Source organism: Pseudomonas gregormendelii, from assembly GCF_017114825.1.
Taxonomy (GTDB): domain Bacteria; phylum Pseudomonadota; class Gammaproteobacteria; order Pseudomonadales; family Pseudomonadaceae; genus Aquipseudomonas; species Aquipseudomonas gregormendelii.
Genome location: NZ_JADEVO010000010.1, coordinates 116528 through 142728, shown reverse-complemented (window position 1 = coordinate 142728; position 26201 = coordinate 116528). Strand labels below are relative to the sequence as shown.

At 59.2% G+C, this 26201-nt stretch carries 34 protein-coding genes; 23 read left to right on the top strand and 11 right to left on the bottom strand.

What is annotated here, in order from left to right:
* From IMW75_RS09870 to pbpG, 14 genes are all read left to right on the top strand, one after another.
* Nucleotides 1-226: Lcl C-terminal domain-containing protein (locus IMW75_RS09870; protein WP_479687544.1), on the top strand; the 226-nt coding region annotated here is incomplete at its 5' end.
* A 54-nt stretch (nucleotides 227-280) separates the two neighbouring features.
* On the top strand, nucleotides 281-586 hold the full coding sequence (locus IMW75_RS09865) for a four helix bundle protein (protein ID WP_205892492.1): 306 nt from the start codon (nucleotides 281-283) through the stop codon (nucleotides 584-586).
* 209 nt (nucleotides 587-795) lie between these two features.
* Complete coding sequence (locus tag IMW75_RS09860; RefSeq protein WP_336512420.1) at nucleotides 796-1821, top strand: BRO-N domain-containing protein; 1026 nt, start codon at nucleotides 796-798, stop codon at nucleotides 1819-1821.
* Nucleotides 1818-3140, top strand: coding sequence for an ISL3 family transposase (locus IMW75_RS09855; protein WP_205892491.1), 1323 nt, complete (start codon nucleotides 1818-1820; stop codon nucleotides 3138-3140). The genes IMW75_RS09860 and IMW75_RS09855 overlap by 4 nt, the downstream gene beginning before the upstream one ends.
* 372 nt (nucleotides 3141-3512) lie before the next feature.
* A complete protein-coding gene (locus IMW75_RS09850) occupies nucleotides 3513-4673 on the top strand; it encodes an RNA-directed DNA polymerase (RefSeq protein WP_479687543.1) in 1161 nt (386 codons plus the stop codon).
* A gap of 11 nt (nucleotides 4674-4684) precedes the next feature.
* A complete protein-coding gene (locus IMW75_RS09845; protein WP_205892490.1) occupies nucleotides 4685-5242 on the top strand; it encodes a hypothetical protein in 558 nt (185 codons plus the stop codon).
* Between the two features lie 11 nt (nucleotides 5243-5253).
* The gene (locus IMW75_RS09840) at nucleotides 5254-5574 is read left to right on the top strand and encodes a phage scaffolding protein (RefSeq protein WP_237142254.1); all 321 of its coding nucleotides are present in this window, start codon (nucleotides 5254-5256) and stop codon (nucleotides 5572-5574) included.
* Entirely contained in the window at nucleotides 5571-5867 is a 297-nt protein-coding gene (locus tag IMW75_RS09835) for a hypothetical protein (RefSeq protein WP_205892489.1), read from the top strand. Before IMW75_RS09840 ends, IMW75_RS09835 begins: the two co-directional genes overlap by 4 nt.
* A 65-nt stretch (nucleotides 5868-5932) precedes the next feature.
* Nucleotides 5933-6520, top strand: a complete 588-nt coding sequence (locus tag IMW75_RS09830) for a hypothetical protein (protein WP_205892488.1) — start codon at nucleotides 5933-5935, stop codon at nucleotides 6518-6520.
* Nucleotides 6517-6873, top strand: coding sequence for a hypothetical protein (locus IMW75_RS09825; RefSeq protein WP_205892487.1), 357 nt, complete (start codon nucleotides 6517-6519; stop codon nucleotides 6871-6873). The genes IMW75_RS09830 and IMW75_RS09825 overlap by 4 nt, the downstream gene beginning before the upstream one ends.
* 221 nt (nucleotides 6874-7094) lie before the next feature.
* Nucleotides 7095-8021 carry a DHHA1 domain-containing protein gene (locus IMW75_RS09820; RefSeq protein WP_237142253.1) on the top strand — a complete coding sequence of 309 codons (927 nt, stop codon included), beginning with the start codon at nucleotides 7095-7097 and terminating at the stop codon, nucleotides 8019-8021.
* A gap of 44 nt (nucleotides 8022-8065) precedes the next feature.
* Complete coding sequence (locus tag IMW75_RS27250; protein ID WP_336512419.1) at nucleotides 8066-8410, top strand: hypothetical protein; 345 nt, start codon at nucleotides 8066-8068, stop codon at nucleotides 8408-8410.
* A complete protein-coding gene (locus IMW75_RS09815; protein ID WP_336512421.1) occupies nucleotides 8311-9444 on the top strand; it encodes a tyrosine-type recombinase/integrase in 1134 nt (377 codons plus the stop codon). Before IMW75_RS27250 ends, IMW75_RS09815 begins: the two co-directional genes overlap by 100 nt.
* A gap of 129 nt (nucleotides 9445-9573) precedes the next feature.
* Nucleotides 9574-10512 (top strand): D-alanyl-D-alanine endopeptidase, encoded by a 939-nt coding sequence (pbpG, locus tag IMW75_RS09810; protein ID WP_045060162.1) that lies wholly within the window; start codon nucleotides 9574-9576, stop codon nucleotides 10510-10512.
* A gap of 51 nt (nucleotides 10513-10563) precedes the next feature.
* On the opposite strand, the gene IMW75_RS09805 is transcribed toward pbpG, so the two are convergent.
* The 3 genes from IMW75_RS09805 to IMW75_RS09795 form a co-directional block, all read right to left on the bottom strand.
* A complete protein-coding gene (locus IMW75_RS09805; RefSeq protein WP_205892485.1) occupies nucleotides 10564-10770 on the bottom strand; it encodes a hypothetical protein in 207 nt (68 codons plus the stop codon).
* 17 nt (nucleotides 10771-10787) lie between these two features.
* The gene (locus IMW75_RS09800; RefSeq protein ID WP_045060160.1) at nucleotides 10788-10994 is read right to left on the bottom strand and encodes a DUF6021 family protein; all 207 of its coding nucleotides are present in this window, start codon (nucleotides 10992-10994) and stop codon (nucleotides 10788-10790) included.
* Nucleotides 10995-11083: 89 nt separating this feature from the next.
* The gene (locus IMW75_RS09795) at nucleotides 11084-11755 is read right to left on the bottom strand and encodes a peptidase C39 family protein (RefSeq protein WP_045060159.1); all 672 of its coding nucleotides are present in this window, start codon (nucleotides 11753-11755) and stop codon (nucleotides 11084-11086) included.
* Between the two features lie 235 nt (nucleotides 11756-11990).
* Between IMW75_RS09795 and IMW75_RS09790 the strand changes: the two genes are divergently transcribed.
* The gene (locus tag IMW75_RS09790) at nucleotides 11991-12134 is read left to right on the top strand and encodes a hypothetical protein (protein ID WP_205892497.1); all 144 of its coding nucleotides are present in this window, start codon (nucleotides 11991-11993) and stop codon (nucleotides 12132-12134) included.
* Nucleotides 12135-12202: 68 nt separating this feature from the next.
* Here the strand turns inward: IMW75_RS09790 and IMW75_RS09785 are convergent, their stop codons facing one another.
* Together IMW75_RS09785 and IMW75_RS09780 are read right to left on the bottom strand one after the other, a co-directional pair.
* On the bottom strand, nucleotides 12203-12952 hold the full coding sequence (locus tag IMW75_RS09785; RefSeq protein ID WP_045060158.1) for a TerC family protein: 750 nt from the start codon (nucleotides 12950-12952) through the stop codon (nucleotides 12203-12205).
* Between the two features lie 27 nt (nucleotides 12953-12979).
* Entirely contained in the window at nucleotides 12980-13222 is a 243-nt protein-coding gene (locus IMW75_RS09780; protein ID WP_045060157.1) for a hypothetical protein, read from the bottom strand.
* A 134-nt stretch (nucleotides 13223-13356) separates the two neighbouring features.
* On the opposite strand from IMW75_RS09780, the gene nhaR reads away from it, so the two are divergent.
* On the top strand, nucleotides 13357-14256 hold the full coding sequence (gene nhaR, locus IMW75_RS09775) for a transcriptional activator NhaR (RefSeq protein WP_045060156.1): 900 nt from the start codon (nucleotides 13357-13359) through the stop codon (nucleotides 14254-14256).
* Between the two features lie 4 nt (nucleotides 14257-14260).
* Here the strand turns inward: nhaR and IMW75_RS09770 are convergent, their stop codons facing one another.
* Nucleotides 14261-15415 carry an MFS transporter gene (locus IMW75_RS09770; protein ID WP_045060155.1) on the bottom strand — a complete coding sequence of 385 codons (1155 nt, stop codon included), beginning with the start codon at nucleotides 15413-15415 and terminating at the stop codon, nucleotides 14261-14263.
* 259 nt (nucleotides 15416-15674) lie between these two features.
* On the opposite strand from IMW75_RS09770, the gene sstT reads away from it, so the two are divergent.
* The gene (sstT, locus tag IMW75_RS09765; RefSeq protein ID WP_205892484.1) at nucleotides 15675-16907 is read left to right on the top strand and encodes a serine/threonine transporter SstT; all 1233 of its coding nucleotides are present in this window, start codon (nucleotides 15675-15677) and stop codon (nucleotides 16905-16907) included.
* A gap of 152 nt (nucleotides 16908-17059) precedes the next feature.
* Here sstT and IMW75_RS09760 read toward each other — a convergent pair whose 3' ends face one another.
* The gene (locus IMW75_RS09760) at nucleotides 17060-17569 is read right to left on the bottom strand and encodes a DUF1993 domain-containing protein (RefSeq protein WP_045060247.1); all 510 of its coding nucleotides are present in this window, start codon (nucleotides 17567-17569) and stop codon (nucleotides 17060-17062) included.
* A 202-nt stretch (nucleotides 17570-17771) separates the two neighbouring features.
* Here IMW75_RS09760 and IMW75_RS09755 point away from each other — a divergent pair, with 202 nt between their 5' ends.
* Nucleotides 17772-18419 (top strand): YceH family protein, encoded by a 648-nt coding sequence (locus IMW75_RS09755; RefSeq protein ID WP_122839356.1) that lies wholly within the window; start codon nucleotides 17772-17774, stop codon nucleotides 18417-18419.
* Nucleotides 18420-18645: 226 nt separating this feature from the next.
* On the opposite strand, the gene IMW75_RS09750 is transcribed toward IMW75_RS09755, so the two are convergent.
* Nucleotides 18646-19464 (bottom strand): shikimate 5-dehydrogenase, encoded by an 819-nt coding sequence (locus tag IMW75_RS09750; RefSeq protein ID WP_205892483.1) that lies wholly within the window; start codon nucleotides 19462-19464, stop codon nucleotides 18646-18648.
* Nucleotides 19465-19708: 244 nt separating this feature from the next.
* Here IMW75_RS09750 and IMW75_RS09745 point away from each other — a divergent pair, with 244 nt between their 5' ends.
* The 3 genes from IMW75_RS09745 to IMW75_RS26905 all read left to right on the top strand — a co-directional run bounded on the left by IMW75_RS09745 (nucleotide 19709) and on the right by IMW75_RS26905 (nucleotide 20797).
* Nucleotides 19709-20086: a hypothetical protein gene (locus IMW75_RS09745; RefSeq protein WP_045060245.1), complete on the top strand. Its 378-nt coding sequence runs from the start codon at nucleotides 19709-19711 to the stop codon at nucleotides 20084-20086.
* Between the two features lie 233 nt (nucleotides 20087-20319).
* Nucleotides 20320-20514, top strand: a complete 195-nt coding sequence (locus tag IMW75_RS09740) for a hypothetical protein (RefSeq protein ID WP_045060244.1) — start codon at nucleotides 20320-20322, stop codon at nucleotides 20512-20514.
* 100 nt (nucleotides 20515-20614) lie between these two features.
* A complete protein-coding gene (locus IMW75_RS26905) occupies nucleotides 20615-20797 on the top strand; it encodes a hypothetical protein (protein WP_045060243.1) in 183 nt (60 codons plus the stop codon).
* Here IMW75_RS26905 and IMW75_RS09735 read toward each other — a convergent pair.
* From IMW75_RS09735 to IMW75_RS09725, 3 genes are all read right to left on the bottom strand, one after another.
* Entirely contained in the window at nucleotides 20794-21855 is a 1062-nt protein-coding gene (locus IMW75_RS09735) for an AI-2E family transporter (RefSeq protein WP_205892482.1), read from the bottom strand. The genes IMW75_RS26905 and IMW75_RS09735 overlap by 4 nt on opposite strands.
* A gap of 235 nt (nucleotides 21856-22090) precedes the next feature.
* Nucleotides 22091-22321, bottom strand: coding sequence for a hypothetical protein (locus tag IMW75_RS09730; protein ID WP_045060971.1), 231 nt, complete (start codon nucleotides 22319-22321; stop codon nucleotides 22091-22093).
* A gap of 89 nt (nucleotides 22322-22410) precedes the next feature.
* On the bottom strand, nucleotides 22411-23127 hold the full coding sequence (locus IMW75_RS09725) for a FadR/GntR family transcriptional regulator (protein ID WP_045060970.1): 717 nt from the start codon (nucleotides 23125-23127) through the stop codon (nucleotides 22411-22413).
* Between the two features lie 275 nt (nucleotides 23128-23402).
* On the opposite strand from IMW75_RS09725, the gene IMW75_RS09720 reads away from it, so the two are divergent.
* Both IMW75_RS09720 and gudD read left to right on the top strand, forming a co-directional pair.
* The gene (locus IMW75_RS09720) at nucleotides 23403-24746 is read left to right on the top strand and encodes an MFS transporter (protein ID WP_205892481.1); all 1344 of its coding nucleotides are present in this window, start codon (nucleotides 23403-23405) and stop codon (nucleotides 24744-24746) included.
* A gap of 22 nt (nucleotides 24747-24768) precedes the next feature.
* Nucleotides 24769-26112, top strand: coding sequence for a glucarate dehydratase (gene gudD / locus IMW75_RS09715; protein WP_205892480.1), 1344 nt, complete (start codon nucleotides 24769-24771; stop codon nucleotides 26110-26112).
* Nucleotides 26113-26201: the final 89 nt, after the last annotated feature.

Here is a 26201-nt window from a genome sequence, read left to right as displayed (position 1 = left end):
CGAACCGGTGGGCCAGCTGTACACCGAAGAATCGCCGGAGCAGACCCCGCTGGCAGCCTTCCAAGAAGGTGGCGACGAAGCCTTCAAGGACACCTGGTACTGGTCAAGTTCGCAGCGCTCCGCCTACTACGCATTCTTCATGTACTTCGATGTTGGCATTCAGCTCAACCACGGCAAGGACTACGAGCTCCGTGTCCGCCCCGTCCGCAGTCAATTGATTGATTAATTCGCTTATTTAATCCGGTCGCTTGCGACCGGTTGCTCTTGGAGAGCAAGCCTCATGGCAATGCATACGGAACTGGCGATCTACAAGGCTGCAATGGGCCTACTGCAAATGGCCATGAACCTAACCCGCAACATACCGCGCGAGCTGAAGCAGCAACTCAGCAAGCGTGTCATCGATGAGTGCATTGATGTGCTGATGCTCATCATCCGGGCCAACTCAACCAGAGACAAACGCCCCTACCTGACCGAGTTGGTCGAGAAGGTGCAGGTGATTGAGATGCTGATGCGGCTTTTCAAAGAGAGCCGATTCATCAGCGTCCCGCAGCATGCCAAAACAAGGGTATTCGGAAAAGGTTGTTGATTAGGCCCTTTCCATAGGGTTCTACATTTCAATTTCTTCAACGGAAAACACTGTTGACATGCCGCCTTTTGCGGGATACCTTTCCCTCGTCGCAGTAAGTCCTGCGGCCTGGGATTGGTCTCTCGGAATTCAAAGGCGGATACACAACCGCCGCTATGAGCGGTTTTTTTGTGTCCGTAGCATGGCAGCACCCTTTATGGGCGGGCCGTGTGTGGGCATCTTCGGATGCGCCGGTAACCTTTGAGCCGGTAGACCAACCCGCACGGTTCCGCTCACCTGATTGGTCTCAGGGGGCGGCAAGACAGTCCGATCAAAGGGTTAACGTCATGCAAACAGCTCAGGTCATCCCATTCAGCTTTGAAGCCGCTCCGATTCGTACCGTTCTGATCAATGATCAGGCTTGGTTCTGCGTGACTGATGTTTGTCGCGTCCTGGGGTATGCCAACAGTCGTGACGCCATGTCCAAGCACTGCCGCGAGAAGGGTGTAGCGAAACGCGACACCCTTGCGGTATCTGACGTAGCGGAACGCGACACCACATCGAAAGCACGGCGCTCACAAACGATGACGTTCATCGACGAAGGCAACCTCTACCGCCTCATCATCAAGAGCCGTAAAGAGGAAGCACTGCGCTTTGAAGCCTGGGTGTGTGATGAAGTCCTCCCATCCATTCGCAAGCATGGGCACTACGAGGACAGCAACAACAGCATGGCGACCCTCATCGGCCAAACAATCGGCACTGACGGCTTCCACATGCTCGGCGCTGTAGTGAAGGGCAAGGTGTCGAGCCTTCCCGCTGCAATGCAACGCCGTGCCACTTCGAAAATCTGGTCACAGACTCACGCTGCTTTCGGTGTGCGTTCTGCTGCCGACATCCCGGCTGACCAGCTCGACAGCGCCCGTAACTTCATCGCGGCCTACGCCCTTGAAGGCGAATGGTTGCCGAAACGTGACAATGACATCCCTGAATCGCTGTCAGTGACCGAGCGCTACATGCTGTACGCCGATCACAACGGCAAGCGCCAGATCAAGGCCATCCCTTATGACGCTTTCGTCCTGAGCCATAAGGATCTGATCAAAGGCATGGTTACTCCAGGCGAGATCATGGTTTCCACCGAGGACATGTTCGAGTTCGCCATGGCCGCCCTGGTCAACCTCAAGTCGAGGTCTGAATACCAAACTAAGCGAGTGCGCGATCTGACCGCCGCCTGCAAACAGAACGGAGTCAAAGTTTGAACGCCCCCGCTACCATGCTGCATCCCCTGAAGGCTCAAGTCCTGAGCTTTCAGGAGGAGGAACACGACTACCACTTCCAAGTGGAGTATCCCGACCCAGCGGCCTGTCACAGCTGCGGCACCATCGGCCAGATCGTCCGCTTCGGCAAGAAGCAGGTGAAGTACCGGGACGTACCCATGCACGGCAAGCGTGTGACCCTGTGGGCCGTGCAGCGGCGCTTCCAGTGCAAGAGCTGTGAATCGACCTTCACGCCGAGGTTCGACGAGATGGCCGAAGATCACCGCATGACGAAGCGGTGCTACGACTACATCATCCGCAAGGCGCTCATGAGCACCAACGCCAAGGTGGCCGAGGAAATCGGCTTCGATGAGGGCACGGTGCGCGGCGTCATCAAGGCGTACTGCAAGATCAAGGAATACAGCTACCGGCCAACCCTGCCGCGCATCCTCGGTATCGACGAGCTGTACCTGAACCGCCAGTTCCGGTGCGTACTGACTGACATCGAGCGCGGCACCATCATCGACATCCTAGAGTCACGGCAATTCGACGTGCTCTACAACCACCTGGCCAACATGCGCGGTCGGGACAACGTCCAGATCGTCTGCCAGGACATGTGGAAGCCGTACCGAGACGTGGCGTCCAAGCTGTTCCCCAAGGCCGCTATCGTCGTTGACCGCTTCCACATCCAGCGCATGGGCAACGAGTGCCTGGAGGTGCTGCGCAAGGGCATCAAGAAGGATCTGACGCAGCATCAGCGCAGGCAGCTTAGGGGCGACCGCAAGCTGTTGCTGATGCGACGGCGCGACCTGAACCCGATGAACGAGCTGGTCATCCACACCTGGCTGGATCAATTTCCCGAACTGGGGATCGCCTACAAGCTCAAGGAAGCGTTCTTCGATATCTGGGAGTCAACCACCGAACCGGAGGCGCGACAGCGTTACAGCGACTGGCTGGCTATGATGCCGGACAGCCAAAAGACCCACTGGAAGCCGATCACCACGGCGATGACCAACTGGGACAAGCAGATCTTCTCGTACTTCGGCCCGGCGCAGCGCAACACCAACGCCTTCACCGAGTCGATCAACCGATCCATGCGTGACCTGAACCGTGACTCCAGGGGCTTGTCCTTCGAGATGTTCCGGGCCAAGACCCTGTTCAGTCTGGATCACAAGGTGACCAGGCCCAAGCCGAAACGGGAATCACCTTTCGCGGGTTACACGGTGATGAAGGACATCTTCACTCTGGACGAATCCGAGTTACCAATCGATCACGGCGTGCCCATCGAGGCAGTTATCCGGGCCATCCAAGGCCTGCGCTAACCACGCCCTATCAACACACCCATCAATTTGAGATTTGGGGTTCGGGAAGTCCTGTATCAACAGGATTTTCCGAATACCCCAAAACAATTGAGGTCACCACCTCAATTGGCAAACAGGCCAACGCCTGGAAGCGCTCCACCCCAACCGCGCCCGCCACCTGAGAGTTACGGCTTTCAGGTCTGTGCGAATTGAATCTGGTCGTGCCGCTGACCTCTGGGTCACCGCCATGCGCATCAGAGATACCGACGGTCTAAAGCGTCCGTGCAGGTCTCGCGCAGTTTCCTTGCTGATCGGCTCTGCCTTCGGCTTGGCGACGTAGATAGCACGATAGGTCGCAGCGCTCCGCCAACAACGCATTCAACATGAACTTCGATGATGGCAATCAGAACAACAACGACAAGAACAACGAGCTCCGTGTCCGCCCCGTCCGCAGATTCGACTGTTGGTCCCTACCCGTTCAGCGAACTGGTTCAGGCCTACTACGACTGCCGCCGCTCGAAGCGCAACAGCGCCAGCGCACTGGCTTTCGAAATGGACCTGGAGCAGAACCTGATCCAGCTTCACGACGACCTGACCGCCGGCACTTACCGGCCGGGCCGCTCGATATGCTTCGTGGTCACCCGACCGAAAGCCCGGGAAGTCTGGGCCGCTGCCTTTCGGGATCGCGTCGTCCACCACCTGCTGTACAACCATGTGGCACCCCGCTTCTACGCCAGCTTCATAGCGGACAGTTGCGCCTGCATTCCAGGGCGCGGCACGTTGTACGCCGCCAAACGCCTTGAATCGAAGATCCGCAGCGCCAGCCAGAACTGGTCGAAGCCCGTCTTCTACCTCAAGTGCGACCTGGCGAACTTCTTCGTCGCCATCGACAAAGAAGTGCTGCGCCAGCAGTTGGCCAAACGAATCACCGAACCCTGGTGGCTGGCACTCGCCGAACAGATTCTGATGCACGACCCCCGCGAAGACTACGAGGTGCGCAGCCCAGCCCATCTGTTCAACCGGGTGCCGCAGCACAAGCGCCTGACTGCGCAGCCTGCGTGCCTTGGACTGCCGATCGGCAATCTGTCGTCGCAGTTCTTCGCCAACGTGTACCTCGATGCGCTGGACCAGTTCGCTAAGCACCGACTCGGCGCCAAGCATTACATCCGCTACGTCGACGACTTCGTGTTCCTGCATAAGTCACCGCAACAGCTCAACGAGTGGCTGGCAGCGGTGGAAGCATTTCTGCCAAGCCTTGGCGCCAAGCTGAATCCGACAAAGACGATCCTGCAGCCGGTAGATCGAGGTGTCGACTTCGTTGGCCACGTCATCAAGCCGTGGCGCAGGACCACCCGCAAACGATCACTGGCCCAGGCACTGAAGCGAATAGCCGCAGCGCCCTCCGAGGATCTGCGCGAAACCGCCAACAGCTACTTTGGTCTGCTCAGTCAGGCCAGCCATAGCGAGAAAGACCGGGCCGCACTGGCTCGCGTCGTGTTGAAGCGCGGTCATGTCGTCAACGGCGCGCTGACAAAAACCTATCCAAGGAAATGAGGGTCTTCGGAATGATCAATCTCTTCTGGCGCCTGGTCGCCAAACTGCTTGCCCGTCCAGCCATCGCCGACTGGCTCATCGCCCGCGCCAAGCTCACCCCGTACCAGCACATCATGTCCGCCGACGGTACCGAAATGTACATGGGCCGCTGGTGGCTGTTCAACCCGTACAGCCGGGAGACGCACAAGCCGGCGCTGTGGTGGTGCCCGTGGTCGTTCCGGATCCATCACATCATGCGGCCGGATGAAGACCGGGACTTACACGATCATCCCTGGAACGCACGGACGATCATCTTGCGCGGTTGTTACACGGAGCAACGCCTTCTCGATCATGAAGACCCCGCGCTGTTCGGGTTGAATGTGCCGGCCAACGCCCAAGCCGCCGAGTATATCGACCGGCAGCCAGGCGACACCGCTCAACTCCGGCACGGCGAGTACCACCGGATCGACGAAGTATCGCCCAGCGGCGTCATCACCCTCTTCATCACCAGCAAGTGGCGCGGTGACTGGGGTTTTCTGGTCAACGGAGCCAAGGTCCCTTGGCGCACCTACACGGGTACGGACAATTGAAGGGGTTCAAAGTGAGCGAGCCAAAAGTGATTTACCTCGGGCCAGCCTGCGAGGCTGAAACCGGTGACGGCAGGACCTGGGCAGAAGACGATCCTTGGCCGACCTGTGATTGCGGTCACCGGCCGGTGCGCTACGTGATCGGCACAGACTTCGACCGGGTCACCGCCGAGCGTGACGGCCTACAGCTGAGCCTGACCACGGCAGACCAGACGATCGACGACCTCCAGGCTGCAATTGCTCGGCGCAACCAGCGTATTGAAGAGCTGGTGGCTGAAATCGCAAATGCGCGACAAGGCCCTTGCAAGATGATCGTCGGAGACGAACTGCCATGACCCATAAATCCTATCGGCTCGACCCGAACGTAAAAGCCGTAGCCGACCTTGTGACCGACGAGCAGATGCAGGGCTCGTTCCAGGGTACCAACTTCGGACACGACGACTTCCGCGGGCTGCTGGCCCAGGGCTGCATCAAAGCGCTGGCGGGCTGGCACCAGGGCCACACGCTGACGACCATCCTTGAAGAACTGCGGCTGATCAGCTGGAACAAGCAGGCGGGCAAAATCAAGGTAACCGCCAAAGGCCGCCACTACATCTGGCTCGCCTTCAAAGGTCGTCCCGTCGTTTAAGTCCATTCCGCAGTAACTCCCCCTCCCCCTACAAAGTCAGCCGCTATAGCGGCAAGGACGAAGTCATGACTGCACAAAAGCAAATCATCATGTTCGACGCTCCGGAAGCAGCCAGCCTCAAAACGGTAACCGGCTGGGTTTCCTCTGGTGGGCGCTTCTTCGGCGACGACGAGAACCTTGCCCGCTACTGTGGCGCTACTCACCGCCGCTGCGACGTGAACCCTGAGCACCCGATCTATGAAGTGAACAGTTCCTGCAATGAGTGTCGCCACGCCCGCCGCCAAGCAAAATTCGCAGCGATGCCGGTCAAGGAATGGGCCGGCGAACCGCTGGTCATCTTCGATGGCGACCAATACTTCTTCGATGAAGACAGTCTGCGCGACTACCTCATCGACAGCGATATCGACCTGGCCGACCTGCAGCTCTGCATCTGCGAACCGAATTACCCCAGTCAAATTGATCCGGCAGACCACTTCTGCGATGACTTGCCGGAAGACGGCGCGATCCGCGACGACCAGTTGAGTGCGGCATTCGACCTGCTGAACGAGATGATCCGCCAGTCTGAGCCATTGTCGTGGTCGGAGGGCAAGCTTGCCGCCGCGCTGCCGCAGGCGTTCATTGACGAAGTCATGAATGCACGGGAGGCGGCATGAAGCTGACTGAGAAACAGCAGGCCGTCCTCGACGAGCTGCGCAAGATCGGGCGGGAAAACGCCTATCGCTATCTTGAAACCAAACCATACCTGCACCAGACCGATAGCGAGAAGCTGGCCAGGGGTGATCAGGCGTGCGTGTTCGGCATGGGTGGTCTGAGCTATCAGGTTGGGCACCGGCTCGGGGTAAACGCCCCGTCAGTGCTGAGCATTTTTAAGGCGCTTCGGCGCAAAGACCTGGTTATTCGTGAAGAGGCCTTTCCGGATTACCACCGCCCGCGTTACTGGTGGCCGGTTGGCCTGGCTGCTGAGCTCGCCGGCGAATTACTGCCAACAGGCGAGGCGACCCCATGATCGCCCTCGCCTGGCTCGCCTACGTGTACTGCTGCAAGGGGCCGCGTTGAATAGGAACCGCCTCATCAGCCACCGAATGGACCGGACGGGAACACGGCAACTGATGAGACGCAAGCTTCAACAATAGCTCACTGTTGCCGCTACCGCACACCCTTCGACAGATTTCACCTATCCCTACCACACACAAGAGCCTGCGGGTGTACGGCGGGCGAGGAATTTGTATGTCCGAGCTTCAACGCAAAACGATGTGTATCTATCACGGCAACTGCGCAGATGGCTTTGGTGCTGCATGGGTTGTTCGCAAGGCGCTCGGCGATGAAGTCGAGTTCGTGCCGGGTGTCTACGGCCAAGAGCCACCGGACGTTACCAACAAGGACGTGATCCTGGTCGACTTCAGCTACAAGTATGACGTTCTGGCGAACATGAGCTGGAAGGCTCACAGCATCATCGTCCTGGACCACCACAAAAGCGCCGCTGAAGACCTTGGTCGATTCCCGCCGTTTCATGCTGGCATTGAGTTCGACGGTCGGGCAGATGATGAATCAGTGATTCTGGGATGGAAGTCAGCTCACGAATTCATGCTCGCACAGAACGCTCCGGCCATTGCCTGCTGCTTCGACATGAACCACAGCGGCGCAATGCTCGCCTGGCATCACTTCTACCCCGACCAAGAGCCGCCGCAATTGCTGCGCCACATCGAGGACCGGGACCTGTGGCTTTTCAAGCTGGATGGGACCCGCGAAATTCAAGCCAACCTCTTCAGCTACCCCTACGACTTTGAGGTCTGGGATCGTTTGATGGCCGCCGACGTGCAGACGCTTCGGTCTGATGGCGCAGCGATTGAGCGAAAACACCACAAGGACGTGGCCGAACTGGTCGCAGTGACGAAGCGCCGCCTGGTGATCGGTGGCCACGACGTGCCGGCCGCCAGCCTGCCGTACACGCTGACCAGCGATGCCGGTCACCTCATGGCGCAGGGCGAGCCATTTGCCGCCTGCTACTGGGACACGCCGGAGGGGCGAAGCTTCAGCCTGCGCAGCACGGACGAAGGCCTCGATGTGTCCGAGATCGCCAAGCAGTACGGCGGCGGTGGCCACCGCAACGCCTCCGGCTTCCGCGTGCCGTTCGGCCATGAACTGACTTTGTAACCCATACCTACCTTCTGCCGCCGCGCGCGGCATGGAGCACCGCCATGTCAGAAAAAGAAGAAGCTCCCGAAACGTTCGCCTTCGACAAAGTCCCCGAAGAGCGGATGGCAATGTTGCTGGGCACCACCAAGCGAGCGCTCGAAGGAAAGCGAGCACGCGGAATCATCCCCGAAGGTGTCTGGAACAAGATAGATAATCGGGTTTTTTATAGCATTAGGAGATATGAGACATGGCAAGAAAGCCAATGGGACTGCCCGCAGGAGTTGAATTCGCTGGGCAATCAGTCCGGATCCGGTTCACATGGAACGGGGAAAGACGGTGCGAAACACTCGCCCACCCTCAAACGCCCAAGGGGATCAAAGCGGCCGCAACTCTACGCGATAACGTAATTAGCCTGGCTAAGCATGGAGTTCTGGACGAAAAGCGCTATGCAGAATTGTTCCCGAGCTCCAGCTATTCAGCTCAGGCCGCCGGCCTGACCTTCGCCCAATACGCCCAAACATGGATCGACAGCCTTGAAATTGTGCCCGGCACTCGCCGCAACTATAAAGGGTCGATCAACATGTACTGGATCCCGTCATTGGCAACTGTGCCAATGACGGCGATCACGCCGATGTTGTTGAGGCAGGTGATCGGCGAAACGAAGTGGGACAGCCCGACCATCAAACGGACGGCAATCTCGCGGGTAAGCGCTTTGTTCAAGGCGGCGGTACGGGATGAGGTGATAGAGCGGAACCCGGCAACTGCAATCAAGCTGCCGGGGCGAACCAAGAAGGCGATCGATCCGTTCACTGTCGACGAAGCTGACGCCATCATTGAGTGGATGTACGCCAACTTCACAGCCAGGGCGGCGCAGATCTACGCCGCCTATTTCGAGTTCGCTTTCTATTGCGGGATGCGGACAGGAGAGCTCAGGGCTCTTCGCTGGGATGAGATCGATCTGGAGAAGCGCGTTGCGCATGTCTGCAGGATCGTCGTAGACGGGAAGATTGAGGAAAGGACGAAGACCAAGTACACCAGGACGGTGATGCTGAACAGTCGGGCCATGCATGCCTTGACCCGGGCAAGGAAAATCGCCGATGCGCGCCTGACCCAGCACAGGCGCAAACGGCAGGAGTCGCCGTTCGTTTTTCCGCCGTCGGGCGGATCCGAGTTCATCCTGTCGTCGACAACACCGGGCGGTCACTTTGCCAAGGCATTGGAGGCCTTGCAAATAAAGGCTCGAAGCCAATACAACTGCAGGCACACGTACGCTACGATGTGCCTCATGGCAGGCATGAACCCGGCGTTCATTGCAGGGCAGCTGGGCCACAGCGTCCAAGTGTTACTTTCGACGTACGCTCGCTGGCTGAGCTCAACCACCGACTGGTCTGAGGTCGGGAAGCTGGAGAGCCAGATTGGTACAAAATTGGTACAGGCATAAATTAAATTTCACTTTTCGCCTTTGTTTACAGGCGCCTATAGATTTCCTAGCACATACTCCTAAAATGCGTCGGTTTTAAGAAATAGCCCGTTACAAAACGGCTTATCCACCTCTTATGAGTCTGCCAGCGTGAAAATCCGTCTTTCCATCCTGACCCTGGTTTTTGCAGTTACAGGGACATTCATCACGCCATCGGTCAACGCCGCCGAAACCACCTCGGCGCCTCGGGATGCCACACACCTGAAGATCGCCTCCGGCAGCGCGTTGCTGATGGACATGCAGACCAACAAAGTCATCTATGCGAGCAATCCGGACGTGGTCGTGCCCATCGCCTCTGTCAGTAAGCTGATGACGGGGCTGGTGGTGGTTGAAGCGCGCCAGAACATGGACGAATACATTTCCATCAACATCAGCGACACGCCGGAAATGAAAGGCGTGTTCTCCCGGGTCAAGCTCAACAGCGAAATGCCGCGCAGGGAAATGCTGCTCATTGCCCTGATGTCTTCGGAAAACCGCGCCGCGGCCAGCCTCGCCCATCACTACCCGGGCGGTTACGTCGCGTTCATCGCCGCCATGAACGCCAAGGCCAAGGCCCTGGGCATGTCCAGCACTCACTTTGTCGAGCCCACCGGCCTTTCCCCTCGCAACGTCTCGACAGCGCGGGACCTGAGCAAACTGCTGGTGGCCGCCCACAAGTACCCGCTGCTGACGACGCTAAGCACCACCAAGGAAAAAACCGTGTCGTTCCGCAAACCCAACTACACCCTGGGCTTTCGCAACACCGACCACCTGGTGAACAAGCCGAACTGGGACATCCGCCTGACCAAGACCGGTTTCACCAATCAGGCCGGACATTGCCTGGTGCTGGTGACGACCATGGGCAATCGCCAGGTCGCCCTGGTGATACTCGATGCGTTCGGCAAGTACACTCATTTCGCCGATGCCAGCCGGATTCGCAGCTGGGTAGAAACCGGCAAGGGCGCGAACGTGCCGTCGGTGGCGCTGCAATACAAGTCGGAGAAGAACCTGAAGAGCCGCCAGAGCGGTGTGGTCGAGGCGTCCAAATAAACGCAGCCGCAAAAAAAGCCCCGATCGTTCGGGGCTTTTTATTACCTGCCATCAGTCGTTTGGCAGCGGCATCTGGTCATCATCCGGAATGCCATCTCCCGCACTTGGATCGCTGTGGTGTTCGGCCGGCGTCACCAGCGGACGCGCCATTGGATCGCGCTGTGGACTGTCCGGATCCAGGACGGGGTCGATATCGTCCTCAGGGGTAGTCGGGACACTGTCCGGACGCTTGTCATTGAAACTCGAATCGGTAGACATACGCACCTCACAGAAAATCAGGGTTTGAGGTCACTCAGCGGGTCGTAAGGCTTGGCCGGTGCCTTCTCGTCCTTGTTCGGATCCTTGTCCAGCGGCGCGATGGCGGGCCCGACGGGATCGACTTGCGGGTCTGCAGCGTCAGGCGAATCAGGATCAAAACCCAGGTCATCACCGGACGAATGCTCCGATGAATGCGGGCCGGCGGGAGTATTTGAATGTGCCATGGGCGCCTCCTTGGTCTGGCCCGGAAAACCCGGGCCTTGTACTTCAGAGGCGTGCGACGCGCGACGGTGCCCGGCAGATGACGAACGGACTACTGAGAGCCCAGCGCCCTCTTCGCCCGCGCGGCAGCTTGCTCCTGACCGGCCTGGGCCAGATCGTTAGCTGCCTTCAGCCAGCGTTGCTGATCGACATCGGCAGGGATCTGCTCCGGCTTCTGAAGCAGTACCGCCCAGCCGCCGCCGTCCTTGAACGCCGACTCGAATGAACTGAAGCTCATCAGCGTCCGGCGATCCATCCCGGCGCGCAATAGAACGGTCTGCTTCTGGGTGTTGTAACCCGACAGAATGGCGTAGCGCGGCCCAGCCCAGAACGCCGAGCCTTCGTTGAACCGCACCATCACCGGATAACCGGCGGCCACCTGGGTGAGCAATGCTGGCAGATCGTCGTCCAGGGGGTAGACCACCAGGCCATATTCCCGGGCAAGGTTGACCATGTTCTGCTGCAGCTGAGCCTCGGCACCCGGCAGACGCAGCGGCTTGTCGAGCAAACCGGGCGTGATCGCGATGCCCTGTTGCGACAGCAGGCTGGCCAGCACCTGCGGACCGCTTTGATGGGTCTGCCCGCGATAGAAGGTGCCACTGAGCTCGACCCGTTCCGGCAGCCGTTTGATTTGCGGCGAGACGCTGCCGGCGCAGCCAGTCAGGCTCGCAAGGCTCCAGGCGAACAGTGCTGCAGCCATAATTCGAGGAAATACCCGTACCATCATCTCTCTCTTGTGCAAATGCCGGCAATCGATCGACCGGCCAGGTCGTCGATCATAGGGCGACAGGCAGCCAGGGTATAGCCTCAAGTGCCAGTAGCGGCACTTCGATAGAGCGAACTGGTTGGTGACAGGCGACCTTTGGTCAATAGCCTGCAACATGGCAACGGCTAGACTGTCATTTAGCAAGAGTGGTTGCCCGAAGCAGGGCAAAGAGGAGGCACTGATGAGCCTGGCAATGATCATACTGATGCTGGTAACCGGATGGCTGGCGGTCGCGGCCGCCATGCTGTGGGGCGTGCTGCGTATTGCCCGCCGCCATCACCACCCGGTGCAACCTGCACCCCTGGCGCAGCCCCGCAAATCCGTCTCTGCGCACTGACTGGCCAGGGTTCAACAAACAAAAACGGCCGCCTGATTACCAGGCGGCCGTTGCGTTTTCAGTCAGCGTCAAGCTTCAGCAGTCGCACGCTTCTGCTTGGCCCGTCGCGACATCATGTTCAGGCATTCGATCGTGGCCGAGAACGCCATGGCCGCATACACATAGCCTTTTGGAACATGGGCGCCGAAGCCTTCGGCGATCAACGTCATGCCGATCATGATCAGGAAGCCCAGCGCCAGCATCACCACGGTCGGGTTGTCGTTGATGAACTTGGCCAGGGGATCAGCCGCGAGCAACATCACCAGCACCGACACCACCACCGCGATGATCATGATAGGCAAATGCTCGGTCATGCCGACAGCGGTAATGATGCTGTCGATGGAGAACACCAGGTCCAGCATCAGGATCTGCCCGATGGCCGCCGCAAAGCCAAGCGTCACGGTGGAAGTCGCCGACTTTGGATCTTCCGGCGCCGGGTCCATGCTGTGATGGATCTCAGTGGTCGCCTTCCACAACAGGAACAGGCCACCGGCGATCAGGATCATGTCTTTCCAGGAGAACGCGTGGCCGAGGATTTCGATCACGGGTGCCGTCAACTGGACGATGAACGCAATGGTGCTCAACAGTGCCAGGCGCAGGATCAGCGCCATGCCGATACCGATGCGTCGTGCTTTTTGCCGATGCTGCTCGGGGAGTTTGTTCGTCAAAATGGAAATGAAGATCAGGTTATCGATGCCGAGCACGATCTCCATCACCACCAGCGTAGCCAGGGCAACCCAGGCGGTAGGGCTTACAGCAAGTTCTAAAAGATATTCCATGGGTCAGTCCTGACTCGTTGAGACGGTTTAGATTTCCTGGGACGAAGATTCAGTGTCGTCTTTTTCTTCGGCCGATGATTCTTTCTTGCTGATCAAACCGCCGGTGGCGTCGCTAATCGCTTGCTCTGCAGCTTTATGTGTATCGTCGATAGCCTGTTTGGCAGTCTCAGCGGCCTTGCCCATCAACTGCTGAGCGCTTTTTTCAGCCTGGTCGCAGCCCGCCAGTAACAGTAAAGACGCGACCAACAACGCCGTGGTTTTAAACTTCATGAAATTTCCTCGTTAGAACAAACGCAGCCAATACAGTGGCCCGTTGATAGCGCTGCATTCTAGAGACCGAAACAGTTCAGTAAAATTCGTATTTTTGGCTGTTATACTTCGGTTTTAACGAACTGTTGATCGACATGCTCAATTATCGCCAGCTTCACTATTTCTGGGTCGTGGCCAAAACCGGCAGCATTGTGCGCGCCTGCGAACAGCTCAACCTGACGCCGCAGACCATCAGCGGGCAGATCTCGCTGCTGGAACAAACCTATGGGATCGAACTGTTCCAGCGCGTCGGCCGGCAGCTGGAGCTGACCGAAGCCGGGCGCCAGACCCTGCCCTTCGTCGAGCAAATGTTCCAGCTGGGTGGCGAACTGGAGCTGATGCTGCGCGCCCAGCCCAACGAACAACAGATTCTGTTTCGGGTAGGGGTGGCGGACGTGGTACCCAAATCCATCGTCTACCGCCTGATCGCGCCGACCATGGAGTTGAGCGAGCCGATGCGCATCACCTGTCGCGAGGACAAACTCGAACGCCTGCTCGCCGACCTGGCGATCCAGCGCCTGGACCTGGTGATCTCCGACAGCCCCATGCCCTCGCACCTCGACATCAAGGGCTACAGCCAGAAACTCGGGGAGTGCGGCATCAGCTTCTTCGCCACTGCGCAATTGGCGGCGCAATACGGCCAGGATTTTCCCCGCAGCCTTCACGGTGCCCCGCTACTGATTCCCGGGCCGGAAACCGTGGTGCGCAGTCGCTTGCAGCGCTGGTTCGCCGAGCAGCAGATACAGCCAAGAATTGTCGGCGAGTTCGATGACAGCGCGCTGATGCAGGCCTTCGGGCAATCCGGCAGCGGGATCTTCATCGGCCCCAGCGTGATCGCCGATGAAGTCAGACGCCAATATGGCGTGGAGTTGATCGGCCAGACGGATGCGGTCACCGAATCGTTCTACGCCATCTCGGTGGAGCGCAAGGTCAAGCACCCCGGTATCGTTGCGATTACCGAAGGCGCCCGACGAGAGCTGTTTCCCGGGGTTTAAGCTTTCAGGCGCAAACTTCCCTTGGTTTGAAGGTCATCAGGGCGATGGCCAGCAAGATCGAGGCAAGGATAAACGCCGCCCCGGCGAACCCCAGGCCTTGCAGGCCAACGCTGTCGATCACGCGACCACCCACCATGGCGCCCAGGCCGATGCCGAGGTTGGCCCCGGCGATGTTCAGCGACGCGGCAAACGCTGGCGCTTCGGGGGCGGCCTTCATGAGCCGAACGTGGCTGACGAGGAACAACGCAGCCTGGGTCACGCCCCAGATCCCCATCGCCGCCGCCAGGCCCAGGGTCGAATGAATGTTCGGCACCAGCGTCACCATGCCGGCAATCATGAATGCGCAAAACATCACCGAAGCAATCAGCGGATGGCGATCCACGGCACGGCCGCCCAGGGAGTTACCGATCAGACCGACCGCACCAAAGCCCATCAGGCACCAGCCGACCAGGGTGCCGTTGAAACCGGCAAGCCGCTCGAGGATATCCGCCAGATAGGTGTAGGCGGTAAACATGCCGCTGAACACCAGGATCGACAACAGCACATGGCCGATCATCAACGGGCTGCGCAGGATCTTGAATTGCGAACGGAAACTGACCTGGTGCTGATGCAGGCTGGTCCTGGGCAGGTAGATAAACAGCAGCAATGCCTTGGCAAACGCGATCACCGCCAGAATGCCGAAGGCACTGCGCCAGCCGAACGCATCGGAAATCAGCGTGCCCACCGGGATGCCAAATACCGTGGCGCAGACGATGCCAAAGCCGATCTTGGCGATTGCCCGCCCGGCGAAGTCAGGGCCCACGATGTCCACTGCCGTTTCACTGGCCAGTGCCCAAAACACCGGCAGCCCCAGCGCCGGAATCAGGCGCGCAGCGGCCATCACCCAGATGTTGGGGGCAAACGCGGCGAGCGTGTTGGCCAGGCCAAACATGATCAATACCGAAATAAACAATTTTCGCCGTTCGAACCGGGCGAAGTACGCGGTCAGGAACGGGCCGAATGCAGCGACCGTGAAGGCGAACAGGGTCACCAGAAGGCCCGCTTGCGGGATGGTGACAGCCAGGTCTCGAGCGATTGCCGGCAACAGGCCGACGATGATGAACTCCGTGGTCAGCACGGTGAAACCGGCGGCCGACAACAGAAGGATGGGCAACAGCATGCAGAACTCCAGGAAAACGACGACACCAGCGCTAGCCCGAAGGCCCACTGGCAGAACTTGAAAATGAGGATGGGCCATCCTACCAGAAGTGTTTGCGCACCGGGATGCACGAACCTGCAAAACCGGTTGAACAACCGGGCGGCCAATCGTCACAGGTCTGAAGGATCGAGCCTACGCTGTGATAAAGTCCGCGCCCCGCGATATGCACACCCTGTTCGTCGGCTAGCCCGCACCTAAAAAAATCAGAGATGCCCGCTTTATGACCCCTTCATCCCCTTCCCTGCTGCACCGCCTGAAAAGCACCGGCCTGGTTACCCAAATCATCATCGGCCTGATCGCCGGCATTGCCCTGGCGCTGCTCGCGCCGGACGTGGCGAAGTCCACTGCATTCATCGGCAAGGTCTTCGTCTCGGCGCTGAAAGCAGTCGCGCCGATCCTGGTGTTCGTGCTGGTCATGGCGTCGATCGCCAATCACAAGCACGGCCAGGAGACTCACATCCGGCCGATCCTGTTCCTGTACCTGCTGGGCACATTCGCTGCGGCGGTGGTCGCGGTCGTTGCCAGCATGATGTTCCCGTCGAGCCTGGTGCTCTCCACCCAGGACGTGGCCGTAACGGCACCTGGCGGAATCGGTGAGGTATTGCAGAGCCTGCTGTTGAGTGCGGTGGACAACCCGGTGAACGCGCTGATGAACGCCAACTTCATCGGCATCCTGGCCTGGGCGATCGGCATGGGCGTGGCCATCCGCCATGCGGGCGACACCACACGCGAGGTACTGGGCGACCTGTCCAACGGGGTGACCCTGATCGTGCGCATGGTGATCCGCTTTGCCCCGCTGGGGATTTTCGGCCTGGTGGCCTCGACCCTGGCCACCTCGGGCTTTGGTGCCCTGGTCGGCTACCTGCACCTGCTGGCGGTCCTGCTCGGTTGCATGCTGTTCGTGGCGCTGGTGATGAACCCGGCCATCGTCTACTGGAAACTGCGTCGCAACCCTTACCCGCTGGTGCTGATGTGCCTGCGGGAAAGCGGCATCACCGCATTCTTCACCCGCAGTTCGGCGGCTAATATTCCGGTGAACCTGGAGTTGAGCAAGCGCCTGGGCCTGCACGAAGACACCTACTCGGTCTCGATCCCGCTGGGCGCGACGATCAATATGGCGGGTGCGGCGATCACCATTACCGTCCTGAGCCTGGCTGCCGTGCATACGCTGGGCATTGCCGTGGACATACCCACCGCCATTCTGCTCAGCGTGGTCGCGGCCATCTGCGCCTGCGGCGCCTCGGGTGTGGCCGGTGGTTCGCTGCTGCTGATTCCGCTGGCCTGCAGCCTGTTCGGCATCCCGAGCGAGATCGCCATGCAGGTGGTGGCGGTCGGTTTTATCATCGGGGTGATTCAGGATTCGGCGGAAACTGCGTTGAATTCGTCGACGGATGTCTTGTTTACTGCGGCCGCTTGTCTGGGTGAAGAAGAGAAGGCTCAGAGACTGGCGTAAAGCTGAACAGCAAAACATCGCAGCCTGCGGCAGCGCCTACCGGGTGAACACCAATCCACTGTAGGAGCTGCCGCAGGCTGCGATCTTTTGACTTTAAAACTAAAAGCCCGGCAAGGCGCAAACCCTGGCGGGCTTTTTTGTGCCTGGGCAGCTTAGAACGCGCCCATGTAATCGCGCTTGCCCACTTCCACACCGTTATGACGCAGCAAGGCGTAAGCGGTGGTGACGTGGAAGAAGAACTGCGGCAAGCCGTAAGTCAGCAGGTAGGCCTGGCCGGTGAAGCGCTTCTCTTTAGGCGTGCCCGGACGCGTCACGATCTCGATACCTTCCTGGCCGTTGATCTGCTCGGGTTTGATTTCGCCGATGTAGCCCAGCACCTTGGTCAGCAGCGCTTGCAACTCGGCGAAGGTGGTTTCGGTATCTTCGTACTTCGGCACTTCAATCTCGGCCAGGCGCGAGGACACGCCCTTGGCGAAATCAACGGCGATCTGCACCTGGCGCACCAGCGGGAACATGTCCGGGAACAGGCGCGCTTGCAGCAGCGCGTTCGGGTCGATGTTCTTTGCGCTGGCGTGAGCTTCAGCTTTTTTCAGAACGTCGCTCAGGGCGGTGAGCATTTGCGTGAAAACCGGGATGGAGGCGTCGTACAGGGAAATGGTCATGGCAGTCTCGTGTGATGACAGTAGGGAAACGTGGGGGCGATTATAGCCTTGGAACGGATCGACACGCTGATGTGCATGCATGCGTGTCCATTGGCCACTGCCGCAGATTCGGGATAGTCTCTTTAGCGCAAGATTCCCGGCTCGATTCACATGGGGATGAGTCGTGGTTGCCGACCCGACTGCCAATTAGGGATAGAAAAAAATGAGCACTGAACAACAAACGACCCTCGACGAACCGCGGCTCAACAGCACGGAAATCCGCATCCTGGGCTCGTTGATCGAAAAACAGGCGACCAGCCCGGAAACCTACCCGCTGACGCTTAATGCGCTGGTGATTGCCTGCAACCAGAAAACCAGCCGCGAGCCGGTGATGAACCTCACCCAGGGCCAGGTAGGCCAGAGCCTGCGCGCGCTGGAAGGTCGCGGCTTCACCAAACTGGTGATGGGCAGCCGCGCCGACCGCTGGGAGCATAAGGTCGACAAGGCGCTGGAACTGGTGCCGGCACAAGTGATCCTGGCGGGACTGTTGTTTCTGCGCGGCCCGCAAACGGTCAATGAACTGCTGACCCGCAGCGGTCGCATGCATGATTTCGAAGACGCCGAGCAGGTAGTGCATCAACTGGAACGCCTGATCGCACGCGGGCTGGCGCTGCTGATCCCGCGCCAGGCCGGACAGCGCGAGGACCGCTACATGCACGCGCTGGGGGATCCGGCGGACATCGAGGTGATTCTGGCCGCACGGCATAACCCTGCGGAACGCGGCTCGAGCGGTGGCGTTTCGGTGGAAAGGATCGAAGAGCTGGAAGCGCGGATTGCCGCGCTGGAAGAGCGCCTTTCCCGCCTGGAATAACCTGACGAATGTATGTTCCTGACTTGAACACCCGGAAAATGCGTTTCCCTGACTTGAACAACACGGAAGATGCGTTTTCCATGTAGGACCTGCCGAAGGCTGCGATCTTTTGATCTTTGATTTAGAACGCTTATGAAATCAAGATCAAAAGATCGCAGCCTTCGGCAGTTCCTACGGGCGCATTGCTCCCTATCAATTGGGGGATGACGCCCCCCGCGCTGGCACGTCAGCTGCGCGCGAACTCTACCGCCAGGCGAAACTGCTCATCCGTCGGCCGCACGCCGGTGTACAGCACGAACTGCTCCAGCGCCTGGATGGCGATCACTTCAAGCCCTGTGATCACTCGCTTCCCCTCGGCACGTCCGCGCACGATCAACGGCGTTTCCGAGGGGATTGCCACCACATCGAAGATGGTTTGCGCTTTTTCAATCGCATCTGCCGCAAAGGCCAGTTGCTCGGCTTCCGGCCCACCGGTCATGCCGATCGGTGTGACGTTGATCAGCATCTGCGCCCGCTCATTTCCCAGCTCTGCTTGCCATTCATAGCCCAGCGAATTTGCCAGGGCGCGCCCGGCCTGTTCGTTGCGGGCGACGATCAGGCCATTGCTGTAACCGCCATCGCGCAGCGCACTCGCCACCGCCTTGGCCATGCCGCCGCTTCCGCGCAGGGCGAAGGTCGAATCCTTGGGCACCTGATGAGTTTCAAGCAGCTGCGCAATGGCGATGTAATCGGTGTTGTAAGCCTTGAGGTGGCCATCGGTGTTGACGATGGTATTGATCGACTGGATGGCCGCAGCCGATGCGTCCAGCTCATCCACCAGGGCGATGCAGGCCTCCTTGAACGGCATCGACACCCCGCAGCCACGGATGCCCAAAGCGCGAATGCCGCCCACCGCACCAGGCAAATCCTGGCTGCTGAACGCCTTGTAGTAAAAATTCAGGCCCAACTGCTCGTACAGATGATTGTGAAAACGCAGGCCAAAATTCCCCGGACGCCCTGAAAGGGACATGCACAGCTGGGTATCTCGGTTGGGGTTCATCTGCATGAAAAAATCTCCATCAAGTGCACTTTCAGATGGACGGGATTGGCCATTCCATCCTGTTCTGTTCGATCATAAAGGCCAGCGTTCGCTGGGAACGGGACCGTCGACAAGCCGGTACGGACCTTACACAAAATTTACCCAGCGGCTGTGCTGATTTTGCAAAAAGTGCTGTCTTAGATGTATCCCCGCGACAATCCTTGAGTCTATTGCAGACACAAGCGCCGGGTCGAAGAACCGAGGAATTATCATGATCCGTAAAATCTCCACAGTGGCCTTGCTGATCGGCGCTCTCGCGGTCACAGGGCAATCACAGGCCCATGGCGGTGGTGGCGGTTGGCAAGGTCCAGCGGTATTTGGTGCGATCGTGGGCTCGGCCATCGTCGGTTCGGCCCTGATCAACGCCAACCGGCCGGTGTATGTGCAGCAACCAGTCTACGCCCAACCACAGCCGGTTTATGTGCAACAGCCGCCACCGGTCTATTACCAGCCGGCGCCGGTCTACGTTCAACAGCCGGTCTACTATCAGCCAGCGCCGGTGTACTACGGTCCGCCCCGCGGCTACTACGGTCCACCGCGCGGCTATTACGGCCCGCCCCGTGGTTATTACGGCCGCCCGCACTACTGACAGACCCATCAGGCCCCGCCTCAAAACGGGGCTTTTTTGTGCCCGCTGATCGGTTCAGGTCTGGATCGATGTTGCCGAGGTCGCTGTCGGAACAGCGCTTGCAAGCAAATTCGGCAAGATTGAATCGATCCTCTTTCCCCACTTTGGGTAAAACAGTCATATTTATGTCATGTCAGGTCCGCAAGCTTGGGCCTGTCCGCCAATAGCAGGTTGATAACAACAAGGACGACCTCATGCCCACACAGAATCCGCATCGCAATGTCGGCCTGTGCACCTCCAGCAAGGTGTATGACACGCTGACCGAACTCAAGAACCTGGAAGGCCACCGCAACGCCAAGTTCCTCTCGCTGCTGGCCGAAAACCTGGTGCGCAAGGGGCTGCTCAATGAGCAGGAAGTGGTGCATATGCTGGACCTGGTGGTCGACTGAACGCAGCACTCACTCGCGTCAATGACGACTATCGAGAGCGTTGATTGTTCCTGTCGGCGCCGGGCCCGTAAGGTAGCTCCATCGATTGATGGAGGTAGTTATGTCCCAGGTCCAGATCATGTCCGTAGTTGGCAGCGCAGTCCCCGCCCCCTTGAGGGAGCTGGGTCTGCTGGCTTGTTGGTATCTTGTGCAGGACGGTGAACCAATCAGCGGCCCGCTGACTTCACTGCCGGCCGCACAGGCATTGTCGCAACGTATCGACCATGGCCGCCTGAGTGCTTAAGGCAATTGCACCCGCGGCTTGGTTTCACTGAAGATCGCCCAGCTCGACATGAACAGCGCGGCGATCAGTGGCCCGATCACAAAGCCATTGAGGCCGAACACCGCCATGCCGCCCAGGGTTGAAATCAGGATCATGTAGTCCGGCATCTTGGTGTCTTTGCCCACCAGGATTGGACGCAGCACGTTGTCCACCAGGCCGATGACGAATACCCCGAACAACCCCAGTACCACGCCCTGCCAGATTGCCCCGGTCAGCAGGAAGTAAGCGGCCACCGGCGCCCAGACAATGCCCGCCCCCACCGCCGGCAACAGCGACAGAAACGCCATCAGCACCGCCCACAGCAACGCACTCGGAATATCCAGAAACCAGAAGATCAGTCCGCCCAGAGCGCCCTGCGTGACAGCCACCAACAGATTGCCTTTCACGGTCGCGCGCACCACGCGATTGAACTTGAGCTGCAGCCGGCGTTTCTGGTGTTCCTGCAGCGGCACTGCCGCGCGAACCTTGCGCGCCAGCTCGGGGCCGTCGCGCAGGAAGAAGAACAGCAGGTACAGCATGATGAAAAAACTCACGACGAACTCAAACGTGCCCTGGCCAAAACTGAAGGCCTGGGATGCCAGGACCTGGCCCCCGGTCATTGCGCTCTTCACCAGTTTTTCCCGCAAGCCGTTCAGCTCGCCCATGCCGAAGCGGTCGAGCAAGTGCTGGAAGTACGTCGGCAGGCTGTGTTTGAACTGGGCCACATAGGCCGCAATATCCAGCTCGCCGCTTTCCACACTCTTGTAGAACACCGCGCCTTCCTGCACCAGCAACGCACTGATGATGATCACCGGCAAAATCGCGATCACCAGACACACACTCAGGGTACACAGGGAGGTCACGTTGCGCTGCCAGCCAAACTTCAACTGCAGGCGGCGCTGCAAGGGTGCAAACACAATTCCCAGAATCACCGCCCAGAACACCGCACCATAAAATGGCAGCAGGATCCAGATGAAGGCGGCGGTGACCACGAACAGCAGTATCACCAACGATTTATTCTGTAGCGTCTTTTCGTTCATGTCCGATCCATGTCAGTCCACAGGCCGCAAGTTCGCGACCTGATGCTTAGTCCACCACGGTCCGCGCGAGTGCCATCCGTTTGTGGATAAAGCATAGATGGAGATCGATAGACCCCGGGGAACTGACAGCCCCGCCCGCCAAACATTTTCACCCAAAGAAAAAGCCTGACAGGCAGATGCCGTCAGGCTTGCGAATACAACGACTCATTAATGCGGCAAGGTCGCCTGGTGCCATTTAGCGACGATCATCTGACAGCGGCGAAGGTTCATCCGCTGGCGGCATGTCTTCGTCCGCAGTGGGGTCCATCCAGTCTTCAGGACGATCCGCATCCGCCTCGGACGGATTCCGCGAGGGGTCCATGCCAGGGGGCGCATCGTGATCCATCAACGGCTCATCCGTGCCGGGCATGGGTCTGGCAGGGTCGGTGTTGGGGGTTGTGCCGGGGAAGTTCGTTTCGTTAGCCATGACGCACCTCATTGATGAGGTCCAGCAAATCTGGGCCGTACTTGTTGGAAACGGGTGCGGGCGCCGCGTGCTGTCGGCGAGACGGACGGTCAGGTGTGATCGGCGAGAAAGCGGTCGCGACTGTTGGTCAGGTGCAACCACATGGCAGCGCGCGCCGCGTCAGTGTCCTGGCGTTTGATCGCATTGAGAATTGCCTCATGCTCAAGGTTGGCCAGCAGGCCCAGCTTGCTCAAGTCCGCCGCGCCGCGTTCGGCGGCGTTGACCCGGGTTCGAGGAATCATCGCGTTACCCAGGTGCTGCATGATTTCACTGAAGCAGGCATTGCCGGTGGCTTCGGCGATCAGCAGGTGAAAACGCCTGTCGGCTTCAACGCAACTGTCGTTATTCGCCAGCAAGCGCTGGTAGTCGTCCAGCGCTTGGCGCATTTGCACCAGGTGCTGATCCGAACGGCGCATAGCTGCCAACGCGGCGGCCTGGGTTTCCAGCCCCATGCGCAGCTCCAGGATGCTGCGCACCCCCAGCGCGGTATCGACGTTCAATCGCAGGCCCTGCTGCGTCTCGCGCTCCAGCACAAAGGTACCGATGCCGTGACGTGTCTCGACATAACCCGACGCCTGCAGCTTGGAGATTGCCTCGCGCACCACGGTGCGACTGACCCCGTGTTCCTGCACGATCGAGTTCTCGGACGGCAGCTTGTCCCCTGGCTGCATCTGCCCCAGCAGGATGCTCTGGGTCAGCTTGGCGACCAGGTCATGGGCCAGGTTATGGGTGCGCTTGCGAGCGGGTGCTTCGAGGTCTTCTTGCATGGCGTCATCCGAAAGCGGAACTGCTGCAATCGTAGCACTGCGCTGCTCGGGAATCTCTGGCAAAGACGGTCAGCTTGTATGACAACACTCAACAAAACCCTGGAAAATAGCTAATTACAGCGCCAGCACCTCCGCTAAAGATTAAAAAATACCACCTATTTCTGCCATTTTACTGAGCAGAACACCTTGCAGGCGTAAAAATAGCAGTTGTATGATGTCTATCAACGCAACAGGAAGCTCCACCCCGCATAAAAATAATCAGTGGGAGAAAATCTGTGAAATCATCCATAAACGGGATGAACCAGGCCGCCGATCCGGTCCTGAGTTCCGCCATCTCGAAAGTCAAACGCCACGTCTTGCCGCTGTTCCTCATCATGTTCATCGTCAACTACATTGACCGGGTAAACATCGGCTTCGTCCGCGCCCACATGGAACACGACCTGGGCATCGGCGCTGCTGCCTACGGCCTTGGTGCCGGCCTGTTCTTCATCGGTTACGCGCTGTTCGAAGTCCCCTCCAACATCCTCCTGCAGAAAGTCGGTGCACGTATCTGGCTGACCCGCATCATGCTGACCTGGGGCCTTGTAGCCGCATGCATGGCATTCATCCAGAACGAAACCCACTTCTACATCCTGCGATTCCTGCTGGGCGTAGCCGAAGCCGGATTTTTCCCCGGGGTGATTTACTACTTCACCCGCTGGCTGCCAGGCGTGGAGCGCGGCAAAGCAATCGCGATCTTCCTCAGCGGCTCAGCCATTGCTTCGCTGATTTCCGGCCCGCTGTCGGGGCTCCTCCTGCAAATCAACGGATTGGGGATGCACGGCTGGCAATGGATGTACTTCATCGAGGGCATGTTCTCCGTCTGCCTGTGCGTGTTCGTCTGGTTCTGGCTGGACTCCAAACCGCACGACGCCAAGTGGCTGAGCCGCGACGAACAGGATGCACTGGTCAAGGCCATCGACGATGAACAACTGGCTCGCGAAGCAGCAACGCCGATCAAGCCGTCACTGGGCAAGCTGCTCAAGGACCGCCAGATCATCCTGTTCTGCGTGATTTACTTCTTCATCCAGCTGACCATCTACGCCGCGACCTTCTGGCTGCCGAGCATCATCAAAAAGATGGGCGAACTCAGCGACATCCAGGTCGGCTTGTTCAACTCGATCCCCTGGTTGCTGTCGATCATCGGCATGTATGCCTTCGCGTCCCTCTCAGCCAAATGGAAACACCAGCAAGCCTGGGTGGCCGCCGCGTTGCTGATTGCCGCCGCAGGGATGTTCATGTCCACCACAGGCGGGCCGGTCTTCGCCTTCGTCGCGATCTGTTTCGCGGCACTGGGTTTCAAATCGGCTTCTTCGCTGTTCTGGCCGATCCCCCAGGCCTATCTGGATGCACGGATCGCTGCCGGGGTGATTGCCCTGATCAACTCGGTGGGCAACCTCGGCGGCTTCGTCGCGCCCACCACCTTCGGCCTGCTGGAAGAGCACACCGGTTCGATCCAGGGCGGTCTGTACGGCCTGGCCGCCACCTCGATCATTGCCGCGATCATCGTCTTCGCCGCACGCAACACACCCAAGCCCGCTCCCGACGTTGTACTGGACCCTGCGCCAAACCACGCCTGAACCCGGTCATAAGGACAAGAAAATGCACACACAAGACACCGCAAAAGCCCCGATCATCACCAGTATGCAAGTAGTGCCGGTGGCAGGCCACGATGGCATGCTGCTCAATCTGAGCGGCGCCCATGGCCCGTTTTTCACGCGCAATATCGTGATCCTCAAGGACAATGCCGGGCACACCGGCGTCGGTGAGGTACCCGGTGGCGAGCGTATTCGCCAGACGCTGGAAGACGCTCGATCGCTGGTGGTGGGGAGCCCGATCGGCACCTATCAGAAGATCCTCAATCAGGTGCGCCAGACATTCGCCGACCGCGATGCCGGTGGTCGCGGTCTGCAGACTTTCGACCTGCGCATCACGATCCACGCGGTGACCGGGCTGGAAGCCGCGCTGCTGGACCTGCTTGGTCAGCATCTGGAAGTGCCGGTCGCCGCCCTGCTCGGCGAAGGTCAGCAGCGCGATGAAGTGAAGATGCTCGGGTATCTGTTTTACCTGGGTGATCGCACCGAAACGGACCTGGCCTACCTCAGCGAACCGGACGCGGATAACGACTGGTTCCAGGTGCGTCACGAAAAGGCCATGAGCACCGACGCCGTGGTCCGCCTGGCAGAGGCCGCCCATGCGCGGTACGGGTTCAAGGACTTCAAGCTTAAAGGCGGCGTGTTGTCAGGGGATGAGGAAATCGAAGCCGTGACGGCCCTGGCCGAACGCTTCCCTGACGCACGCATCACCCTGGACCCTAACGGCGCATGGTCGTTGAAAGAAGCGATTCGCCTGTGCAGGGATCAGCATCATGTGCTCGCTTACGCCGAGGACCCTTGCGGAGCGGAAAACGGGTATTCGGGCCGTGAAGTGATGGCCGAATTCCGCCGTGCCACGGGCTTGAAAACCGCCACTAACATGATCGCTACCGACTGGCGGGAAATGGGCCATGCGATCCAGCTGCAATCGGTGGACATCCCCCTCGCCGACCCGCACTTCTGGACGATGCAGGGCTCGGTCCGGGTGGCGCAGATGTGCCATGAGTGGGGCCTGACCTGGGGCTCGCACTCCAACAATCACTTCGATATTTCTCTGGCGATGTTCACCCACGTCGCGGCCGCCGCGCCGGGCGACATCACCGCCATCGACACGCACTGGATCTGGCAGGACGGCCAGCGCTTGACCAAAGCACCTCTGCAAATCGTCGACGGCTGCGTGCAGGTGCCGAAGAAGCCAGGGTTGGGGGTTGAGCTGGATGAGGATCAATTGGCCAAGGCTCATGAGCTTTATAAAGGCATGGGCCTGGGTGCGAGGGACGACAGCGTGGCGATGCAGTTTCTGATTCCGGGTTGGAAGTTCGATAACAAGCGGCCGTGTCTGATGCGCTAGGGCTTTTTGGCGGTGTACAGATCCGTTTCCTGGGCTTGCGGGAAGTGACACCTGTGAGAGCAAAGCGTTGCTTGCTCAGGATTCACTCC

What these genes read in the sequence shown, in the direction of transcription:
- IMW75_RS09730 (WP_045060971.1), bottom strand. Translation starts at nt 22,321, where the DNA reads ATGGCTAACGAAACGAACTTCCCCGGCACAACCCCCAACACCGACCCT.
- sstT (WP_205892484.1), top strand. Translation starts at nt 15,675, where the DNA reads ATGACCCCTTCATCCCCTTCCCTGCTGCACCGCCTGAAAAGCACCGGC.
- IMW75_RS09795 (WP_045060159.1), bottom strand. Translation starts at nt 11,755, where the DNA reads ATGGTACGGGTATTTCCTCGAATTATGGCTGCAGCACTGTTCGCCTGG.
- IMW75_RS09790 (WP_205892497.1), top strand. Translation starts at nt 11,991, where the DNA reads ATGATCATACTGATGCTGGTAACCGGATGGCTGGCGGTCGCGGCCGCC.
- IMW75_RS09845 (WP_205892490.1), top strand. Translation starts at nt 4,685, where the DNA reads ATGATCAATCTCTTCTGGCGCCTGGTCGCCAAACTGCTTGCCCGTCCA.
- nhaR (WP_045060156.1), top strand. Translation starts at nt 13,357, where the DNA reads ATGCTCAATTATCGCCAGCTTCACTATTTCTGGGTCGTGGCCAAAACC.
- IMW75_RS09750 (WP_205892483.1), bottom strand. Translation starts at nt 19,464, where the DNA reads ATGCAGATGAACCCCAACCGAGATACCCAGCTGTGCATGTCCCTTTCA.
- IMW75_RS09770 (WP_045060155.1), bottom strand. Translation starts at nt 15,415, where the DNA reads ATGCTGTTGCCCATCCTTCTGTTGTCGGCCGCCGGTTTCACCGTGCTG.
- IMW75_RS09835 (WP_205892489.1), top strand. Translation starts at nt 5,571, where the DNA reads ATGACCCATAAATCCTATCGGCTCGACCCGAACGTAAAAGCCGTAGCC.
- IMW75_RS09755 (WP_122839356.1), top strand. Translation starts at nt 17,772, where the DNA reads ATGAGCACTGAACAACAAACGACCCTCGACGAACCGCGGCTCAACAGC.
- IMW75_RS27250 (WP_336512419.1), top strand. Translation starts at nt 8,066, where the DNA reads ATGTCAGAAAAAGAAGAAGCTCCCGAAACGTTCGCCTTCGACAAAGTC.
- IMW75_RS09805 (WP_205892485.1), bottom strand. Translation starts at nt 10,770, where the DNA reads ATGTCTACCGATTCGAGTTTCAATGACAAGCGTCCGGACAGTGTCCCG.
- IMW75_RS09725 (WP_045060970.1), bottom strand. Translation starts at nt 23,127, where the DNA reads ATGCAAGAAGACCTCGAAGCACCCGCTCGCAAGCGCACCCATAACCTG.
- IMW75_RS09850 (WP_479687543.1), top strand. Translation starts at nt 3,513, where the DNA reads ATGATGGCAATCAGAACAACAACGACAAGAACAACGAGCTCCGTGTCC.
- IMW75_RS09780 (WP_045060157.1), bottom strand. Translation starts at nt 13,222, where the DNA reads ATGAAGTTTAAAACCACGGCGTTGTTGGTCGCGTCTTTACTGTTACTG.
- IMW75_RS09745 (WP_045060245.1), top strand. Translation starts at nt 19,709, where the DNA reads ATGATCCGTAAAATCTCCACAGTGGCCTTGCTGATCGGCGCTCTCGCG.
- IMW75_RS09800 (WP_045060160.1), bottom strand. Translation starts at nt 10,994, where the DNA reads ATGGCACATTCAAATACTCCCGCCGGCCCGCATTCATCGGAGCATTCG.
- IMW75_RS09735 (WP_205892482.1), bottom strand. Translation starts at nt 21,855, where the DNA reads ATGAACGAAAAGACGCTACAGAATAAATCGTTGGTGATACTGCTGTTC.
- IMW75_RS09760 (WP_045060247.1), bottom strand. Translation starts at nt 17,569, where the DNA reads ATGACCATTTCCCTGTACGACGCCTCCATCCCGGTTTTCACGCAAATG.
- IMW75_RS09820 (WP_237142253.1), top strand. Translation starts at nt 7,095, where the DNA reads ATGTCCGAGCTTCAACGCAAAACGATGTGTATCTATCACGGCAACTGC.
- IMW75_RS26905 (WP_045060243.1), top strand. Translation starts at nt 20,615, where the DNA reads ATGTCCCAGGTCCAGATCATGTCCGTAGTTGGCAGCGCAGTCCCCGCC.
- IMW75_RS09740 (WP_045060244.1), top strand. Translation starts at nt 20,320, where the DNA reads ATGCCCACACAGAATCCGCATCGCAATGTCGGCCTGTGCACCTCCAGC.
- IMW75_RS09865 (WP_205892492.1), top strand. Translation starts at nt 281, where the DNA reads ATGGCAATGCATACGGAACTGGCGATCTACAAGGCTGCAATGGGCCTA.
- IMW75_RS09830 (WP_205892488.1), top strand. Translation starts at nt 5,933, where the DNA reads ATGACTGCACAAAAGCAAATCATCATGTTCGACGCTCCGGAAGCAGCC.
- gudD (WP_205892480.1), top strand. Translation starts at nt 24,769, where the DNA reads ATGCACACACAAGACACCGCAAAAGCCCCGATCATCACCAGTATGCAA.
- IMW75_RS09785 (WP_045060158.1), bottom strand. Translation starts at nt 12,952, where the DNA reads ATGGAATATCTTTTAGAACTTGCTGTAAGCCCTACCGCCTGGGTTGCC.
- IMW75_RS09825 (WP_205892487.1), top strand. Translation starts at nt 6,517, where the DNA reads ATGAAGCTGACTGAGAAACAGCAGGCCGTCCTCGACGAGCTGCGCAAG.